The sequence below is a fragment of the Janthinobacterium sp. JC611 genome (assembly GCF_018682595.1).
Classification (GTDB): domain Bacteria; phylum Pseudomonadota; class Gammaproteobacteria; order Burkholderiales; family Burkholderiaceae_D; genus Janthinobacterium.
This window is the reverse complement of record NZ_JAFLJN010000007.1, coordinates 82415-99094: the sequence shown is the minus strand read 5'-3', so window position 1 is coordinate 99094 and position 16680 is coordinate 82415. Positions and strand designations below refer to the sequence as shown.

Sequence of the window (16680 nt, the reverse complement as noted above, 5' to 3'; positions counted from 1 at the left end):
AATACCAGCATGGGACCGATCAGCTCAAGCAAGCAATGACGGCGTTTCTCGCACGCATCCATACGCGGCGGAAACGATGATATTTCTGATGCACGGCATTGGCAGTACCCACAACACCGCGACACCGCGGAGGGACCGCCTGTTGACGCGACATTTCGGGGAACTCTATGACTCATCGTAGCACTGAAGCAGCTGTGCCTGCTTCAACCGTGGCTGGCCAGCCAGCGTTGGCGCGTTTGCGCGCCCGCGCACAGGCCATTTCGGCACGTGGCGTTTTGACCACGGCGCAACACACACTGACAGTCTTCGGCATTTCCGCCCTGGCACTGATCGCCCTGCTGATGTTCCGCCCGGACCTGGGCAAGCAACTGACGCACAGCCTGTTCCCGCTGCCGATGGCAGAGGCGCAAGCCGTTGAAGCACCGGCCCTGTCGGCACTGATGGAAGCGCCTGCTTCCGTGCAAACGGCCGCCGCCAGCGAAGCACCGCTGAGCAAGGAAGAAAAAGCCTTGCTGGGCACGCAAAAGCAGCAGCAATGGGTCACCAACTGGCTCTCCAAGCGCTACCGCGTGGCCAACGACGCGACCAATATGCTCGTCTCGACGGCTTACCTGACGGCCCGCGAAATCAAGCTGGACCCGCTGCTGATCCTGGCCGTGATGGCCATCGAATCGGGCTTGAACCCGTTCGCGGAAAGCCCGGTCGGCGCGCAAGGCTTGATGCAAGTCATGTCGAAAGTGCACCATGAGCGCTTTCAGGAAATGGGCGGCGTGCAAGCGGCCCTGAACCCCGTCGCCAACATCCGCGTCGGTTCGCTGATCCTGAAAGACTACGTCACGCGTGGCGGTTCCGTCGAAGCAGGCTTGAAAACCTATGTGGGCGCCGCCAACTTCGCCACCGACTCGGGCTACGGCTCGCGCGTGCTGGCCGAATACCGCCGCCTGAAACAAGTGTCCGCCGGCCAGCGCGTGCCGACCACGACGCCGGTGATGGCATCGAACACGCCGGCACCGGTCAAGGCGCCGGCAGCGGAAAGCGGCATCACCATCAAAGTACTGCCCCATAACGAGATCGCCGGCCTGTGACCCTTTAAAAGCCCTCACAGGGTCATCCGAAAAGCAGCAACCAGTAAAAAAGCCACCGGCACTTGCGTGCGGTGGCTTTTTTATTGCCCTGCGGCACTGGCCGCAGGAACTACTCTCTCTATTACTTGCGCTTGCTGGCGTTGACTTCTTCCTCGCGGAATTTCACTGCCAGCTTGTCGAGCACGCCGTTCACATACTTGTGGCCGTCGATGCCGCCGAACGACTTGGCCAGCTCGACCGCCTCGTTGATGACGACGCGGTACGGGATTTCCATGTTGTTCTTCAGCTCGAAAGCGCCGATCAGCAGGATGCCGTGTTCGATGGGCGACAGTTCCGCGATATTGCGGTCGATCAATGGTGCCATGCTGTCGCGCAGCGCCAGCGAATCCTTGATGGCGCCGTACAGCAGCACCGTGAAATGATCGCCATCGGCCTTGTCGAAACCATGGGCGGCGCGAATATTGTTCACGACGGTGGTCGCATCTTCATTGTTCAGCAGCCACTGGTACAAGCCCTGCAGCGCAAACTCGCGCGCACGGTGACGCGGCGTGCGGTTTTTGCTGGGATTGGCGAGCAAATTTTTCTCAGTCATGATTGTTACCTGTTCTTAAGTACGTGTTCACTACAAATTCCGGCGAGGCAGCACGGCGCGCTTTTCAACGCGCCGCAGCCAACCGCGTGTCAGAACGTTCGAGAAAATGCTCAGAGCAAGGCGCGAGCCCAAAGACAGTACGAATGTACGGCGAGGGCTTGCAACGCAGCTATGGGCGTTTTATCGGACGTTCACTACACGGCTAGTCCTCCTCGGATTCCTGCAACTCTTCCAGCGCTTGCGCCAGATTAGCCATTTCCACCGCCACGCGTGCCGCTTCGGCTCCCTTGACCAGCATGCGCACTTCCGCCTGCTCGTCGTTTTCGGTCGTCAACACTGCGTTGGCGATCGGGATGCCGTAATCGAGACCGACGCGCGTGATGCCCGCGCCCGATTCGTTCGATACCAGCTCGAAGTGGTAGGTTTCACCGCGAATCACGGCGCCCAGTGCGATCAGGGCGTCGAATTGCTCGGTTTCCGCCATCTTTTGCAGAATCAGTGGGATTTCCAGGGCGCCCGGCACGGTCACGTGCAGGATATCTTCATCGGCCACGCCCAGCTTGCTCAACTCTTCCAGGCATGCCGACAGCAAGCCACCACCGACGATTTCATTGAATCGTGCCTGGACGATACCGACGCGCAAACCTTCGCCGGCAAAATTGGTTTCATAAGTTCCTACGGTCATCATATGCCTCTTTAATCTGGTGGTTCAGGGCGACACACACATGCCGCCATCATTTACTCTCACATCGACGCCTGACAAAATCGCGACGCGCAGTCGATTCAGTTGGGCGTCTGGCCTGGATGGCACTGAAAACCCGTTACTTCCAGGTCGAAACCGGCCATCGACGGCATCTTGCGGGGACTGGCCAGCAATTGCATCTTGCTCACGCCCAGGTCGCGCAGGATTTGCGCGCCAATGCCGTAGCTGCGCAAGTCCATGCTGGCGGCGCGGCCTTTCGGCTTGGCTTGCGGCGTATCGAGCGCGGCGAACTGGGCAAACAGCTCGCCCGACGTCTCGCCACAGTTCAGCAAGACCATCACGCCCCGCTCGGACTGCTTGATGGCGGCCATCGAGGCAGCCACCGTCCACGAGTGGGTGGTCGCTTCGCTTTCCAGCACGTCCAGCAGGGAAACGGGCTGGTGCACGCGCACCAGCGCTTCCAGGCCGGGCGCCAGGTCGCCATGCACGAGGGCCAGGTGGGCCGACGCGCTCGGTTTGTCGCGGAACGCGATCAGGCGGAACTCACCGTGCGCCGTGTGCAGGGTGCGCTCGGCAACGCGCTCGACCAGGGACTCCGTCTGGCTGCGGTAATGGATCAGGTCGGCAATCGTGCCGATCTTCAAGCCATGTTGCTCGGCAAACACCAGCAAGTCCGGCAGGCGCGCCATGGTGCCGTCATCCTTCATGATTTCGCAAATCACGGACGCGGGCGTCAAGCCGGCCATGGCCGTCAGGTCGCAACCGGCTTCCGTATGGCCTGCGCGCATCAGCACGCCGCCTTTTTGCGCTTTCAGGGGGAAGATATGGCCAGGCTGGACGATGTCGCTGGGCTGCGTGCCCTTGGCCACGGCCACCTGGATGGTCTTGGCGCGGTCGGCGGCGGAAATGCCCGTCGTCACGCCTTCGGCCGCTTCGATGGACACGGTAAAGTTGGTGCCGTAGGCCGTGCCGTTGCGCGAGGTCATCATCGACAGGTTCAGCTCGTCGCAACGTTCTTCCGTCAGGGTCAGGCAGACCAGGCCACGCGCATGCGTGATCATGAAATTGATGGCTTCAGGCGTCACGAAATCGGCGGCAAGCACCAGATCGCCTTCATTTTCCCGGTCTTCTTCATCGACCAGTATCACCATGCGGCCGGCGCGCAATTCAGCGACGATCTCTTCGGTGCTGGATATAGACATTGTTCATCCTCGTATGACGCCTGGCAAAACCTGCTGCGCGTCGGTATAGGCGGCTTGCGACGGTTTTGCCGGGCGTTGTTAGTGAAACTAAAAACTGAAACTGAAATTGAAACATCGAGCGCGAATATTCCGCGAATTTCCGGGAATTTTCTTATAACCTGCTATTTTAAAGGATTTAGCGCTTGCAGACCTGAAATAAGACAGGTTTGCGGCACGGATGCCGCAGTCTGCCCCGGAACACTGCGCTTCCCTGATCCAGCGCGCGCGGCGGCGCCAAGACGCGCGCCGCCGCTCTTGCAAAGAGCATAAGATCAGCCAGTCACCGCCACGGCGCTGACACCCCACTCGCAGCGACACCCCACACAGGAGCGGCAACATGAAAACCAATGGATCGGCCATCTGGTCAGGCGGCATCAAGGACGGCAAGGGCGCCATCAGCACGCGCAGCGGCGCCTTGCAGGACTATCCCTACGGCTTTGCCAGCCGCTTCGAAGGCAAGCCGGGCACGAATCCCGAAGAATTGATCGGCGCCGCCCACGCGGGCTGCTTCACCATGGCCCTGTCGCTGATCCTCGGCGAAGCGGGACTGACGGCGGAAAAGATGGAAACGACGGCCGAAGTGACCCTCGACAAGGTCGACGACGGCTTTGCCATCACGGCCGTCCATTTGATCCTGAAAGCGAAAATCCCCGGCGCCGACCAGGCGACATTCGAAGCACTGACGGCCAAGGCCAAGGCCGGCTGCCCCGTGTCGAAGCTGCTGAAAGCCAATATCACCCTGGACGCCACCCTGCTGGCCTAGATTTTCGGCACGGGCTTGACGGGCTCCACGGGAGCGACCGGCGCCACCAGCGGCAGGCGCGAGTCGCTGGCCGGCACTGGCCGGTTCATCAAGCCGGGATTCAGGGCTGCATTGTTCAGGTTATACGCGGCAATGGCCGCCGCCACGGACGGGTCTTGCGATGACGGCGGCGGCACGGCCATGCCCGCGGCTTGCGCGGCCGGCTGCTGCGCCAGCTGCTCCGCATTCATGCGCTCGCTGTCGATGCGCAGGACATCCACGCGCTGGCTGTCAGCCCGCTGCGCCTGCAAATCCACATTCAGCTCTTCCGCTTCCAGTTGCTGCCGCAGTTCCAGTTGCCGCTGTGCAATGGCGGCCGTTTGCGGCGGCGCCGCATCGACGGCCTGCGGCTGGGCGGCTTGCGCGGCGCGCGATGGCAGAGTTTCGCCCGTCAAATCCGCTTCGACCACGGCCGCCAGCGGCGCGCCCTGCTGCCGGGCCAGCACGGCGCCCACCTGCGCCAGCACATCCGTTCCCTGTTGCAAGGCGTCCAGCGTGGCCTGGCGGTCGGCCGCATACGCGGCCCGCAAAGTTGTGGGATCGACCTCTTCATTGCGCAAGTCGATGCCGATGCGCGCCAGGCCCGCCTGGGTCAGCAAGTTGCCGTCCTGCGCCAGCGCGGCCGCCGTATTCGTCGTGCCATCGCCCGACAGCAAATCATAGCGCTGCGCCAGGCTGCCCGGCGTGTCGCCGGCCGTGGCCAGCTGGCTGGCATCGATGCCGCTCGTTTGCAGCTGGGCGAACGATTCCGTCAGCTGCCGTGCCAGCGCCAGCAAGTCGTCATTGACGTTGACGGGCGCATTGGCCGCCCTGGCCTCGTCCGTGGCGCCCTGCAGGGCCAGCAGTTGCCGGCGCGACAAGGCCACTCCGGACAGGAACTGGCCCAGCGGGGAGAGGTCGACCTGGGTCGAGGACAGGATGGCCAGGGCCGCCGCCGCGCTGGAAGCCGGCACGGGCAGCGCTGGCGCCAGCGGCGCAGTCTCGCCCACGCGTGACGTGGCCGGGATGGTGTTGGGCACGGTTGCGCGCGAAATCGGGTCCATGGTCAGCCTCCACTGCGGAAAGCTTCATAGTATGCGCGTCTGAAAGAAAAGCAACACACGCCTGGCAAGGCGCAGGATGTGTTGCCGTGTTCCGTTCTTATATCAGGCGGCAGCCTTGTCCAGGGACAGCATGCGCTCGACATAGCGGGCGATCAGGTCGATTTCCAGGTTGACCTTGCCATCGACCGTCAAGTGTTTCAAGGTCGTCATGGCGATCGTGTGCGGAATCAGGTTGATCGAGAAGCGGCAGCCGTCGGCGGCGCCCGCGCCCAGGTCTTCCACGCGGTTGACGGTCAGGGACACGCCATTGACGACGACGGAACCCTTGAAGGCCAGGTATTTCGCCAGTTCATGCGGCGCTTCGATGACCAGTTCCCACGATTCGCCCACGGCTTCGAACTTGCGCACGATGCCCAGGCCGTCGACGTGGCCGGACACCAGGTGGCCGCCCAGGCGCTCGGCCAGGGTCAGGGCTTTTTCCAGGTTCACTTCCGTGGTGGTATCGAGGCCCACGGTGCAATTGAGGCTTTCGCGCGAGACATCGACGGCAAAGCCCGTGTCCGATTTTTCCACCACCGTCATGCAGGCGCCATTGATGGCGATCGAATCGCCCAGGGCCACGTCGGCCAGCGGCAAGCCGCCTGCGTGGATGTTCAGGCGCACGCCTGCATCGAGGCCGCCGTCGAGTGCTTGCACGGTTTCAATCTTGCCGATGGCGGCAACAATTCCTGTAAACATGGAGCTAATCCTATAAAAAGTATGAATGTATTAATTGCGCTGGGCGAATCTTGCAAGGATACACAAATCTTCGCCCACTTGCTGAACCTGGTGAAATTGCAAAGTGCGCTGCTGCTGGATATCCGTCAAGGCGGGCAAGGCAAACATGCCTTGCGCATCGCCCAGCAAGGTGGGCGCCAGGTAGACCAGCAGCTCGTCGACGCAGCCTTCGCGGATCAGCGAGCCGTTCAGTTTAGCGCCGGCCTCGACGTGGACTTCATTGATTTGCCGGCGTCCCAATTCCAGCATCAGCGCGGCCAGGTCGACCTTGCCGGCCGCGTTCGGCAACAGGATGACTTCCGCGCCCAGGGCGCGCAGCTGCGCCTCCTTTTCCGGGTTGGCAACGGCCGCGACGATCCACGTGCCGCCGCCCTGCAAGATGCGCGCGTCGAGGCTGATGTCGAGCCGGCTGTCGACGACGATGCGGCGCGGCTGGCGCGGCGTCTCGACGGCGCGCACGTTCAGTTGCGGATCGTCCGCCTTGACGGTGCCGATGCCCGTCAGGATGGCGCAGGCGCGCGCGCGCCAGGCGTGGCCGTCGGCACGCGCTTGCGGCCCCGTGATCCACTGGCTTTGCCCGTTGTGCAAGGCCGTCATGCCGTCCAGGCTGGCCGCCGTTTTCAGGCGCACCCACGGCTTGCCGCGCTGCATGCGCGAAAAGAAGCCGATATTCATTTCATATGCCTCGTCGGCCAGCACATCCGTCGTGACGGCGATGCCGGCCGCTTGCAGCTTGGCCAGTCCCTGCCCCGCCACCAGCGGGTTCGGGTCCGTCATGGCGGCCACGACGCGGCCCAGCCCCGCGCGCACGAGCGCATCGGAACAGGGGGGCGTGCGGCCATGGTGGTTGCACGGTTCCAGGGTGACATAGGCCGTGGCGCCGCGCACGTCGTTGCCGCGCGCGGCCGCGTTGGCCAGCGCCTGCACTTCGGCATGATCCTGCCCGGCCGCCTGCGTCACGCCGGCGCCGATCACCTGGCCATCCTTGACGATCACGCAGCCGATGCGGGGATTGGGCGAGGTCGTGTACAAACCGCGCGCGGCCCATTCCAGCGCCAGGCGCATGCCATCGATATCGTTGAGTATTTCCACGGGCTTCTTTGAGAGTGAGTGATAGCTGAGTCGGCTTACGAACTGTCGGCCACGCCGCTGCAATTGGCCGCTTGCAGCTGCGGGTCGCACACGCGCACCCGCCCCAGCATATTGATTTTAATATGGCGCACCTGCTTTCCCAAAACCAGGGAGACGGTACCCCAGCGCGCCGCCAGGCTATTGGTCGCGCTGCAACTGCGCCCTGCGCCATTGTAGGCGATATAGAACGGCGCCGTGGCCGAGGAAAACGCGAACTGCGTCGTGATGCCTGACGGCAGCGGTCCCTGGCGAAACAGCAATTCATCATCGCCATCGAAGGCCAGATTGGCATTGCGGTCGATAAACACCAGCCAGCCCGTGCCCCAGTCCGTGCCACCGGGCCCGGCCGGCATCAACAGCACGCGCTGCCCGCGCGCCATCGCCTGCGCCCGTGTCAACTCGATGGCCGAGAACAAGTCCGTGGCCGCCGCGCGCACCTGCTGGCGCGCCAGCACCTGCCGCAAAGCGGGCATGGCGGCGGCCGCCAGCAGCGCGGCTATCGCCAGCACGGCCAGCAATTCGAGCAGGGTGTGCCCTGTCCGGCGCGGATGCTTGCGCGTGCTCATGGCCTAGGGCCAGCAATGGCTGGCGGGGCCGCTGCTGCCGCGCTGGCCCGTGCTGCTGAACGACAGGACACCGCAATCGACATCCTGGAACTGCGCATCGACCTTGGGCGTGCCCGGCATGGCGCGCAACAGCACGCATTGCCCGATCGCCAGGCCGGGACAGGCCAGCGCCTCGATTTCATACGCGCTGCCGGCCGCGCCCACGTCGCCGGACCACCATGGAAACTGCTGCACTTGCGACGCTGGCGACGCCGAGGAAAAGGCCAGGTAGCGGTTGTTTTGCGAATAATAGCGCTCCTGCTGCTGCATCAGCCGCAGCAGGGCCGCCTGCCCCTGCACCCGCTTGGCGCGCACGATATGGCCTTGATACGCGGGCACGGCCAAGGCCAGCAGCAGACTCATGATCGCCAGCGCGGCCAGCAGTTCGATCAGGCTGAAGCCCAGAGTGACGGCAGGGGTGCCGCCGTTTGCAGCAGGCCCATTCCGCCTTGCCAGCATGCCCATGCGACCTCCCCTTTTTTTCAAAAAGCGCCAGCCGATGCGCGGCACCGGCCTGCGCTGCGTTAGCTTTCCGCACGCCACACTTAGGCCTATTTTTTCTTGGCCGCCTCATGCAATTCGCGCCAGTTCGCCACTTCGCGCCAACTGAGGCGCCGGGCCGGCAGCGGCGCGCTGGCGACCTTGAGCCCCGCCCCGCTGGCCGCACCGGGCAAGCCAGGTTGCAGCACCGCCAGTTCCGTGCGCCCCTGGGCCCGCCCTGCCGCCGTCGCGGCACCCACCGTGCTGTTCAATTCCAGCGCCAGCGGCGACGCGCGCGCCAGGCCATCGAACAAGCGCCCCGTCTGCGCACCCGCCTGCACGACACCGGCGCCATCGGCGGCGAAGCCGCTCAGCACATCGAGCACGTACAGGCGCGTGGCCGGCTTGGCGCAAGGGTCGCGCCCGGGCAGGACGGTATTGAACAGCACCTTGCCGGCGGCCAGCACGGGACTGCTGATGCTGCGTTCGCCCGTCTGCGCGGTATTGAAAAAATCAAGGTACCAGCCGCGCATGGCGTCGCTGCCCGTATAGCGCAGCTCGGCGCCATCGACGCGCACGCCGCCCACCGCCTCGCCCAGGCTGCGCTGCTCCAGGTCGGCCCGGCTGCGCGTGGGAGATGACTCGCGCACATCGTCGCGCACGGCGTAAAACGACTGCGACAGGAAGGCGGCAGGCCAGGTATCGGCCGCTTCGACCAGCTTGCCCGTGCCGAACAGCAGCACATAACCGCCAGCGGGCGCATACGCCACGTTCAGTTGCTGCGTCACGGGCTGGCGCCGGCCCAGCGCATCGCGCGCGACAAAGACGAGCTTGCGTCCCTTACTCTCCGTCCACGGCGGCCCGCCCGCCATGTCGAAGCGCCAGATGTTGCCCTGCAAATCGCCCGCATACAGATACGCCAGCGCACCATCGCCGCCCGGCACCACGGCGGGCGGACCCAGCGCGCGGGGGATGGCATCGGCGTCCGCCTCCCCATCGCTTTCATGGCTATCGCCGCCGCTGGCCACGGGCACCTTGAGGCGGAAGTAATTGCTTCCCAACACCCAGGGCGTGCCGGGCGCCTTGTCCAGCGCCAGCAGGAAGATGGCGGCCGCCGCTGCGGGCGCCGTCGTATCCTTGCCGTCGTCCACATGGTTGTTGTAGCCGCTGGCGACGATGGCAACATCGCGATAGGCCGGCGCGCCGTCCTTGCCGCCCATGTTGACGCGGGCAAAGGCGGGCGGCGCGCGGATGTTGCCGATCAGCTTGTCGTCGCGGTCCGTGAATTCCCACAACGCCCCGTCTTGCGCGAAGCGCGACGGGTCGGTGATGTCGAGCGCGAACACGCCTTGCGCCCCACCGCCCATGCCCGACACCAGCACCGTCTTCCAATGTCCCAGCGCCAGCACTTCCGCCGTGGCCGCCGCGCCGTCGAGCAGCGGCCCGGGGCTGTAGTGAGTGCTCGCAGCGGCGGCGGCCGTGTGCAGCAGCGCTTGCGGCAGATAGGCAAACGCTTCGCTGCCCGTGCGCGCATCGAAGGCATGCAGCAAGCCATCGTTGGCGCCCAGGTACAGCATTTTGCGCCGCTGCAGCAGCGCCTGGCGGTGCAAGCCATAAGCGGCGCCCGGCATGCCCAGCCCCGGCGCGCCCACGTACAACAGATTGCCGTACGGTGACGCGCCCAGGCTGCCTGACCGGCGCCGCAGGAAGCCACCCGGCTGGCCCACCTCGTGCGTGCGCTGGCCCAGCAGATACGCCAGGCGCGCTTCCCCCAGTCCATCGCCGCCGTCGAAGGCGCCGCGCTGTTCCCCGTCCAGCCGCGCCCAGGCCAGCGGCATCAGGGCGCCCTGGGCATCAAGCGTGTAGACGGGACGCAAGGGTGCGGGCGCGCCATCCGGTACGGACTTGTCTCGTCCGCCGGCAGTCCACGATGACTTCCCGGGAAGCAGTGCGCCATCGGGGCCCAACGCAAACGCGGTGCGCGACAAGGTCATGCCTCCGTCGGCCAGGCGCATTCGCGTGTGGAACCAGTAGGCTTCTTCCGTGCCGCTGGCCAGCGCCATCAGGGCCGGCCCGGCTAGCGTCGCCGGCAAGCCGCCCTTGTCGGCGGCCGCAAAGGCCGCGCGCAATCCCCCGATCAAGGCGGCCGGATCGCTGCCGGGCAGGTAATGGGTGGGCCAGCGGCCGTCGAGGCTCCACTCCTCCAGCGCGCTACCCGCCATGCTCTTGAAGGGGTTGGCGTCGCCGTTCGCATCGAGAAAGCCGCCATATTTGGCCACCAGTGACAAGGGGGTGACGGCGGAAGTGGCGGCCGGGTCGCCCTGGCGCAAGTCGCCCGCATAGTGCTCGACTTTTGCAACACCGTCGTTCTTGCCGCCGGGACGCAGGATCTGCACATGCGACCAGTAGGCCAGGCCCGCCGCATGGTAGCTGGCGCCGCCCGCCCCCTCGGCCAGCCATTCCAGCGCCGCCAGTTCGGGCCGTGGCGTGGGATTGCCCTGCGCGCCAGCGCTTTCCAGGCTGCCCACCGCATGCGTCCAGGCCATCGCGTCCAACGGCGGCGACACAAAGCCGTCGGCGGCGCGGGCACGGTCGCCATTTGACGCGGGAGTCGCCGGGACATTGCCGGGCACGTAGCGGTCGACCGCCATGCCCGCATCGCCAAGAGTGACGATGCTGTGGCGCTGGCAGCTGGCCGTTTGCGGGTCGCTCCACGCAATCACCACCGGCAAGCCGTCGTCAATGGCAGGCGGGGCCGTGACGGGCGGCACCACGGCGCTCGCTTGCCGTCCCTGCAGGTAGCGCAACGATTCGTACAGCAATTCGGCCGTTGGCGCCGCGCTGGCGTACCTGCCGGGATGCCCGGCGTTGCCCCGGCCCAGGCCATTGATGTAAGCGGTCACCCCGCCGCCAGGGCCCGCAGCTTGGGTCACCGTTGGCGCCACATACACGCCGGTGGCGGGATGCCACTCGACGTCGGCATTGTCTTGCGGCAGATAGTCGGGCGCCGCCCAGCGTTGCCGCCCCACGTGGGCCAGCGGCGCGCGCAACACGCCGCCATACACGGGGCTTGCGCCGGCGGGCACGCCGTTCAAATGGCCAAACACGCCCACGCGCACCCTGCCGCCATGGCGCTGCACGGCGCCCACCGGCTTGTAGTTCTTGCCATACGCCAGGCACAAGTCGTCGCGCAGCGGCCCCTCATCAGCGTCGCACACGCGCACGCGCGCAAGGAAGACGCCGTGCGTGGCAGCGGCGCCGGGCGCGTCGCAATTGCCGCCCGCAGGCAAGCTGGCGTCGCCGAACAGCAGGCGGTTGCGGCAGGAAACGATGGCCAGTTGCGCCAGCGCAAACGGCGTCGCCGCCGCCACGCCAGCCTGCAAGACCTTGCGCGGGAAAAAGACGGGATGGGAAAAAAAGTCGATGGGGCCGGCGGCATCGGGCAGGTAGGCGCGCTGCAGCACCGTCTTGCGCACTTCGTCGACGACGCGGTCGCCGCCCGTCAGCGCATAGCGCACGATGTCGAGCATGCTGGTAGCAGCCCAGTTGAGAAAGTTGCCGCTAAAACTATCGCCGCCGCAGCCGTGCAGCGCATCGGCCGGTTTCAACACGGAGAAGTAAGCGGTCGCTACGCGCAAGTCCGGCAGCATGACCCCGTCCTTGCTGCGGTATGGATAGCGGTAGCACATGCGTGCATGGAAGTAACCGAGGTACTCGCGCTGCGGCGCATACTCGCCGCCATGCGCGGCGGCGGCCGCCGCATGCGTGAAAGACAGGTTGAGCAGCAGATTCGGCGGCACCCTGGCCCCATGCAAGCCCGCGTCGGCCCGCGCCAGCGTCACTGCGGGAGGGGCGGCAACGGCGACGCAAGCCAGGCAAGCCAGCAACAGCAAGCAGACGGACGCCAGCGCCCTCATGGCCCCGCTCCCGCCGCCTGCTTGCGATAATAACTTTGCAGCACCACTTGCGTGCTTTCCTGTGCGCCAAAACCCATGGCCGTGATGCGGTATACATAGCTTTGCGTGGCCAGGCCGCCAGCCACTGCCGTGGCCTGCGCGCCGGGCAGGTGAAACGGCAGCAGTTCGATGAGGTAGCGGGGTGGGCGCGACGGCAGGAAACCCTGCCCCGTCTGCATGACGGCGCCCGTAAACTGGCCATATGGCACGGTCCGGCTGCTCGCTTGCGCGCCATCGAGGTCCATACTCAGCCAGAGCGCCGGCGCGTCCGGGGCTGCGGGCAGGCACAGGCCCAGCGCGCCGCCCTCGCCGCAGCCATCCGCGAACCCGGCCGCGCTGCCTGGTGCGAAGAGGCTGCTGCGTCCCGGTGCGCCGGGCAAGCCTTCGATATCGTTCTGCGCATCCACCAATGCCTCCTCCGCCGCCTGAAATGCGATCTGCCGGTCGCGCTCGCCACGCGCCGCCTTTTCGCCCTGCAAGGCCATCTGCGCCGCCGATATGCCCAGCAACAAGATGATCACCAGCAGGCACAGCACATACACGAGAGTGGCGCCACCGCAGCGGGCACGAGGTCGGCACCACGGTGCGCAACAGCGGACGCCTGCGCCGGCCATCGCGCCGCCCGCCTAGGCCGGCCCGTTGCGCAGCATGATGCTCGTCTGCGCCAGTTGCCGCAGCCTGGAACGCGTCGCGGCGGGCAAGGACGCGCGCGCGATGCGCACGCCCGTGTCGCCGGCGCCGTGCGCCTCGGCATACGCCTGGCCGAACAGGTCGAACCGCGCCGGACCCAGTTCCGCCATCTTGTCGGCCTGGCCCACCTCGCCATGCAACAGCAGCGCCACGCGCACGCTGGCCACGCGCTTCCAGTGCGTGCGCCGGTAAAAATCGCGCTGGCGCGCGGCCGCATCCGCTCCCGCCAGCACCAGCGCCGCATCGTAGGCGTCGAGCATGCTGGCGTTGACATAGCGGTTCGCCACGCCGTCGGGCGGCGTATCCGTGTCGAGGCCATACAGCACCTGGAAAGCATCGACGCCGCGGATGACGGCGTCCGCGCCCCAGCCGTTCGCGCCCCGGTATTTGCAGCGCAATTCCCCCTCGCCATCGGCGCCCTGGGCCACATAGAAAATGCTCCAGCCCCGCTGCGCCTCCGTTTGCGCGGCGCCCACGCCGAAGCCCGCGCAATTGAGCACCGAACCATCGCCGCCCGCCTCCTTGCCGGCGCCGTAATAACGCAGGGCCAGCACGTCGCTGCCATGCAGGGCATCGGGCAGCGCGCCGCTGATGCCCTCGCTGTTCTTGCCCAGGCTGTGCGCGTCGAGCCCGGCGATATTCGCGCTGTCGTCATCGGCATGGGCGACGGGCGCGGCGCTGCTGTCCCAGTTCACGTACGCCGTCTGGCGCACGGCGCGGGCGATGGTGTCGAGCGCATAGCGGCCATTGTCGTCCAGGCGCGCACTGGCGGACTGGTCGCCATAGCTGCCGCTGGCCGCCAGCAGCATGGTGCTGGCGGCCAGCATCAGCAGCGCGCCCAGCGACAGGGCCACCAGCAATTCGAGCAGGCTAATGCCACGATGCCGGCCGTTCATGCGCCGCCTCCGCCCAGTTGAAACGCCAGCCTGGGCAGCGACTCGCCTGCCGCATTCACGGCGGATGAACCGTCGGGCGAACGGGCGCGCCAGCCCAGCTTGATGACGATGGGCGCGCCCTTGCCGCCGCTGCACGCCCAGTGCAAGCCTTGGGCGGCGGCATCCCACGCGGAAGAATCGCGGCAGATATGCAAACGCGCGCCGGGCAAGGCCGCATGCAGCGCCAGCTTCCATTCGGCGATGTCGAATTGCGCCAGTTCGGCCGCGCCGCAGGCGCTAGCACCGAAGCAGTCCGGCGCGCCGCCGCCAGCTTCGGCATCGTCCGCCGCCGCGTAGGCCACGTTCAGGTAGGGATTGCCCGTATCGGGGCCATTCATGAGCACGCTGTTCGCGCGCATGCGTTCGGCCATGCCGGCGGCCAGCTGCACGCCCGCCGACAGCAGCGCGGACTCATGGCGCGCGCGCAGGGAGTGCAGTTGCAGGATGCTGGCGCCCAGCAGGCCCAGTGCCAACAGCAGCAGCGACACCAGCACCTCGACGAGGCTGCTGCCACCCGCAGGAAACATATCGCGACCGCCATTGCGCATGCGCTACTCCCTTCCGCAGACACGGTCGCAAGAACAGGCGGCCCAGCTACAAAGATAGGCGGACGCAGAAAACCGCGTCTGCGCTGGCGCAAACAGCACGGCGATAAGGTGAGAAGAACAGGGTTGGTATTGATCAGACCGCTTGCCAGGCGAACCTTGGCGTGATGAAGACGGGGCGCACGCTCGGCCCCGTTGTCGGCACGGTGTGCGTCAGGGCTTGCTGCGCGCCTGTCCCACTTCGGCGATCGCATCCTGGAACTCGGCCAGGTCTTCGAAATTCTTGTAGACGGAGGCGAAGCGGATGTAGGCGATCTTGTCGAGGCGCTTGAGTTCCTGCATGACGAGCTCGCCAATATAGCCGGAATCGACTTCGCGCAAGCCGCTGGTCAGCAGCTTTTCCTGGATGGAGGCAATGGCCGTATCCACAGAGGCGGCCGCGACGGGACGCTTGCGCAAGGCCAGCATCAAACTGCCGCGCAACTTATCCGCAGCGAACTCCGTCCGGCTGCCATTCTTTTTGACGACGGCCGGCATGATAAGTTCAATGCGTTCGTAAGTCGTAAAACGCTTGTCGCATTTGCCGCAGCGGCGGCGGCGCCGAATGGCATCCCCTTCCTCCGATACGCGCGTATCGAGAACCTGGGTGTCGCCGTGCTGGCAAAATGGACATTTCATGGGCTGGCTACAACTTTATAGTAATAATTACGGGAAATCGCCGCCCTTGTACAAAGGGCGCCCGAATCACTCCGGGCGCCCTTGGGCACGACTGGAATGTGTCAGACAGAATCTTACTCCGTATGACACATTCTGGACAGTCTCTTAAGCAGCGTACACCGGGTGCGCGTCGGCCAGTACTTTCACGGCCGCTTTGACGCGCTCGATGGTGGCGGCGTCATGCGGATTGTCCAGCACGTCGGCGATCAGGTTACCCACTTCTTCCGCTTGTGCTTCCTTGAAACCGCGCGTCGTCATCGCCGGGCTGCCCAGGCGGATGCCCGAGGTGACGAATGGCTTTTGCGGGTCGTTCGGGATGCCGTTCTTGTTGCAGGTGATGTGCGCGGAACCGAGGATGGCTTCGGCTTCCTTGCCCGTCAGGTTCTTGGCGCGCAGGTCGACCAGCATGACGTGCGATTCGGTGCCACCGGACACGATGCGCAGGCCGCGCTTGATCAGGGTTTTCGCCAGCACGTCGGCGTTCTTGATCACTTGCTTCTGGTATTCGACGAATTCAGGGCTCAGCGCTTCCTTGAAGGCGACGGCCTTGCCGGCGATCACGTGCATCAGCGGGCCGCCCTGGATGCCGGGGAAGATGGCCGAGTTGATGGCTTTTTCGTGTTCGGCCTTCATCAGGATGATGCCGCCGCGCGGGCCGCGCAGCGATTTGTGCGTGGTCGAGGTGACGAAGTCGGCGAACGGCACCGGGTTCGGGTACAGGCCGGCGGCGATCAAGCCCGCGTAGTGGGCCATGTCGACCATGAACCAGGCGCCCACTTCCTTGGCGATCTTGCCGAAGCGTTCGAAGTCGATCTTTTTCGAGAACGCCGACGCGCCGGCGATGATCAGTTTCGGCTTGCGTTCGCGGGCCAGGCGTTCCATCGCCTCGTAGTCGATGTCTTCTTCCGCCGTCAAGCCATATGACACGACGTCGAACCATTTACCGGACATGTTCAGCGGCATGCCGTGGGTCAGGTGGCCGCCTTCGGCCAGCGACATACCCATGATCAGGTCGCCTGGTTTCAACATGGCGAAGAACACGCCCTGGTTCGCCTGCGAGCCGGAGTTCGGCTGCACGTTCGCGCATTCGGCGCCGAACAGCTGTTTCACGCGGTCGATGGCCAGTTGCTCGGCCACGTCGACGTATTCGCAGCCGCCGTAGTAGCGCTTGCCTGGATAGCCTTCGGCATACTTGTTCGTCAGCTGCGAGCCTTGCGCTTGCATGACGGCGGGCGACGTGTAGTTTTCCGACGCGATCAGTTCGATATGATCGTGCTGGCGCACGTTTTCTTTTTGAATGACGGCGAACAATTCAGGATCGACGTTGGCGAGGGTGTGATCTTTTGCAAACATGTAAAAACTCCAAGTATGAGGGTGC

Annotated in this window: 16 protein-coding genes; 2 read left to right on the top strand and 14 right to left on the bottom strand. The window is 65.3% G+C overall.

Going from position 1 to position 16680, the window contains the following annotated elements:
* The first annotated feature begins 275 nt into the window (after positions 1–275).
* Complete coding sequence (locus J0O65_RS07220) at positions 276–1085, top strand: lytic transglycosylase domain-containing protein (RefSeq protein ID WP_251373581.1); 810 nt, start codon at positions 276–278, stop codon at positions 1083–1085.
* Positions 1086–1206: 121 nt separating this feature from the next.
* Here J0O65_RS07220 and nusB read toward each other — a convergent pair whose 3' ends face one another.
* The 3 genes from nusB to ribBA form a co-directional block, all read right to left on the bottom strand.
* Positions 1207–1677, bottom strand: a complete 471-nt coding sequence (nusB, locus tag J0O65_RS07215) for a transcription antitermination factor NusB (RefSeq protein ID WP_215405451.1) — start codon at positions 1675–1677, stop codon at positions 1207–1209.
* Positions 1678–1879: 202 nt separating this feature from the next.
* Positions 1880–2362: a 6,7-dimethyl-8-ribityllumazine synthase gene (ribH, locus tag J0O65_RS07210; RefSeq protein ID WP_070219579.1), complete on the bottom strand. Its 483-nt coding sequence runs from the start codon at positions 2360–2362 to the stop codon at positions 1880–1882.
* Positions 2363–2460: 98 nt separating this feature from the next.
* Positions 2461–3582, bottom strand: coding sequence for a bifunctional 3,4-dihydroxy-2-butanone-4-phosphate synthase/GTP cyclohydrolase II (ribBA, locus tag J0O65_RS07205; protein WP_215405450.1), 1122 nt, complete (start codon positions 3580–3582; stop codon positions 2461–2463).
* A 376-nt stretch (positions 3583–3958) separates the two neighbouring features.
* Here ribBA and J0O65_RS07200 point away from each other — a divergent pair, with 376 nt between their 5' ends.
* On the top strand, positions 3959–4384 hold the full coding sequence (locus J0O65_RS07200) for an OsmC family protein (RefSeq protein WP_215405449.1): 426 nt from the start codon (positions 3959–3961) through the stop codon (positions 4382–4384).
* On the opposite strand, the gene J0O65_RS07195 is transcribed toward J0O65_RS07200, so the two are convergent.
* The 11 genes from J0O65_RS07195 to glyA all read right to left on the bottom strand — a co-directional run bounded on the left by J0O65_RS07195 (position 4381) and on the right by glyA (position 16655).
* Positions 4381–5466 carry a hypothetical protein gene (locus J0O65_RS07195; protein WP_215405448.1) on the bottom strand — a complete coding sequence of 362 codons (1086 nt, stop codon included), beginning with the start codon at positions 5464–5466 and terminating at the stop codon, positions 4381–4383. The genes J0O65_RS07200 and J0O65_RS07195 overlap by 4 nt on opposite strands.
* 102 nt (positions 5467–5568) lie before the next feature.
* On the bottom strand, positions 5569–6204 hold the full coding sequence (locus tag J0O65_RS07190; RefSeq protein ID WP_215405447.1) for a riboflavin synthase: 636 nt from the start codon (positions 6202–6204) through the stop codon (positions 5569–5571).
* A 30-nt stretch (positions 6205–6234) separates the two neighbouring features.
* A complete protein-coding gene (gene ribD, locus J0O65_RS07185) occupies positions 6235–7335 on the bottom strand; it encodes a bifunctional diaminohydroxyphosphoribosylaminopyrimidine deaminase/5-amino-6-(5-phosphoribosylamino)uracil reductase RibD (protein ID WP_353056161.1) in 1101 nt (366 codons plus the stop codon).
* 35 nt (positions 7336–7370) lie between these two features.
* Positions 7371–7940 carry a GspH/FimT family protein gene (locus J0O65_RS07180; RefSeq protein ID WP_215405445.1) on the bottom strand — a complete coding sequence of 190 codons (570 nt, stop codon included), beginning with the start codon at positions 7938–7940 and terminating at the stop codon, positions 7371–7373.
* A gap of 3 nt (positions 7941–7943) precedes the next feature.
* The gene (locus J0O65_RS07175) at positions 7944–8444 is read right to left on the bottom strand and encodes a type IV pilin protein (RefSeq protein WP_215405443.1); all 501 of its coding nucleotides are present in this window, start codon (positions 8442–8444) and stop codon (positions 7944–7946) included.
* A gap of 86 nt (positions 8445–8530) precedes the next feature.
* Entirely contained in the window at positions 8531–12376 is a 3846-nt protein-coding gene (locus J0O65_RS07170; RefSeq protein WP_215405441.1) for a PilC/PilY family type IV pilus protein, read from the bottom strand.
* On the bottom strand, positions 12373–12957 hold the full coding sequence (locus J0O65_RS07165; protein ID WP_215405439.1) for a pilus assembly PilX family protein: 585 nt from the start codon (positions 12955–12957) through the stop codon (positions 12373–12375). Before J0O65_RS07165 ends, J0O65_RS07170 begins: the two co-directional genes overlap by 4 nt.
* Before the next feature lie 84 nt (positions 12958–13041).
* Positions 13042–14001: a PilW family protein gene (locus tag J0O65_RS07160; RefSeq protein WP_215405437.1), complete on the bottom strand. Its 960-nt coding sequence runs from the start codon at positions 13999–14001 to the stop codon at positions 13042–13044.
* Entirely contained in the window at positions 13998–14567 is a 570-nt protein-coding gene (gene pilV, locus J0O65_RS07155) for a type IV pilus modification protein PilV (RefSeq protein WP_215405435.1), read from the bottom strand. The genes J0O65_RS07160 and pilV overlap by 4 nt, the downstream gene beginning before the upstream one ends.
* A 231-nt stretch (positions 14568–14798) precedes the next feature.
* Positions 14799–15263, bottom strand: coding sequence for a transcriptional regulator NrdR (gene nrdR, locus J0O65_RS07150; RefSeq protein WP_071078724.1), 465 nt, complete (start codon positions 15261–15263; stop codon positions 14799–14801).
* Between the two features lie 144 nt (positions 15264–15407).
* Positions 15408–16655, bottom strand: a complete 1248-nt coding sequence (glyA, locus tag J0O65_RS07145) for a serine hydroxymethyltransferase (protein ID WP_215405433.1) — start codon at positions 16653–16655, stop codon at positions 15408–15410.
* Positions 16656–16680 lie beyond the last annotated feature (25 nt).

Coding starts and splice junctions, on each gene's coding strand:
- glyA (WP_215405433.1), bottom strand. CDS start 16,655: ATGTTTGCAAAAGATCACACCCTCGCCAACGTCGATCCTGAATTGTTC.
- nrdR (WP_071078724.1), bottom strand. CDS start 15,263: ATGAAATGTCCATTTTGCCAGCACGGCGACACCCAGGTTCTCGATACG.
- nusB (WP_215405451.1), bottom strand. CDS start 1,677: ATGACTGAGAAAAATTTGCTCGCCAATCCCAGCAAAAACCGCACGCCG.
- J0O65_RS07195 (WP_215405448.1), bottom strand. CDS start 5,466: ATGGACCCGATTTCGCGCGCAACCGTGCCCAACACCATCCCGGCCACG.
- ribH (WP_070219579.1), bottom strand. CDS start 2,362: ATGACCGTAGGAACTTATGAAACCAATTTTGCCGGCGAAGGTTTGCGC.
- J0O65_RS07170 (WP_215405441.1), bottom strand. CDS start 12,376: ATGAGGGCGCTGGCGTCCGTCTGCTTGCTGTTGCTGGCTTGCCTGGCT.
- J0O65_RS07175 (WP_215405443.1), bottom strand. CDS start 8,444: ATGGGCATGCTGGCAAGGCGGAATGGGCCTGCTGCAAACGGCGGCACC.
- J0O65_RS07160 (WP_215405437.1), bottom strand. CDS start 14,001: ATGAACGGCCGGCATCGTGGCATTAGCCTGCTCGAATTGCTGGTGGCC.
- J0O65_RS07200 (WP_215405449.1), top strand. CDS start 3,959: ATGAAAACCAATGGATCGGCCATCTGGTCAGGCGGCATCAAGGACGGC.
- ribBA (WP_215405450.1), bottom strand. CDS start 3,582: ATGTCTATATCCAGCACCGAAGAGATCGTCGCTGAATTGCGCGCCGGC.
- J0O65_RS07190 (WP_215405447.1), bottom strand. CDS start 6,204: ATGTTTACAGGAATTGTTGCCGCCATCGGCAAGATTGAAACCGTGCAA.
- J0O65_RS07180 (WP_215405445.1), bottom strand. CDS start 7,940: ATGAGCACGCGCAAGCATCCGCGCCGGACAGGGCACACCCTGCTCGAA.
- pilV (WP_215405435.1), bottom strand. CDS start 14,567: ATGTTTCCTGCGGGTGGCAGCAGCCTCGTCGAGGTGCTGGTGTCGCTG.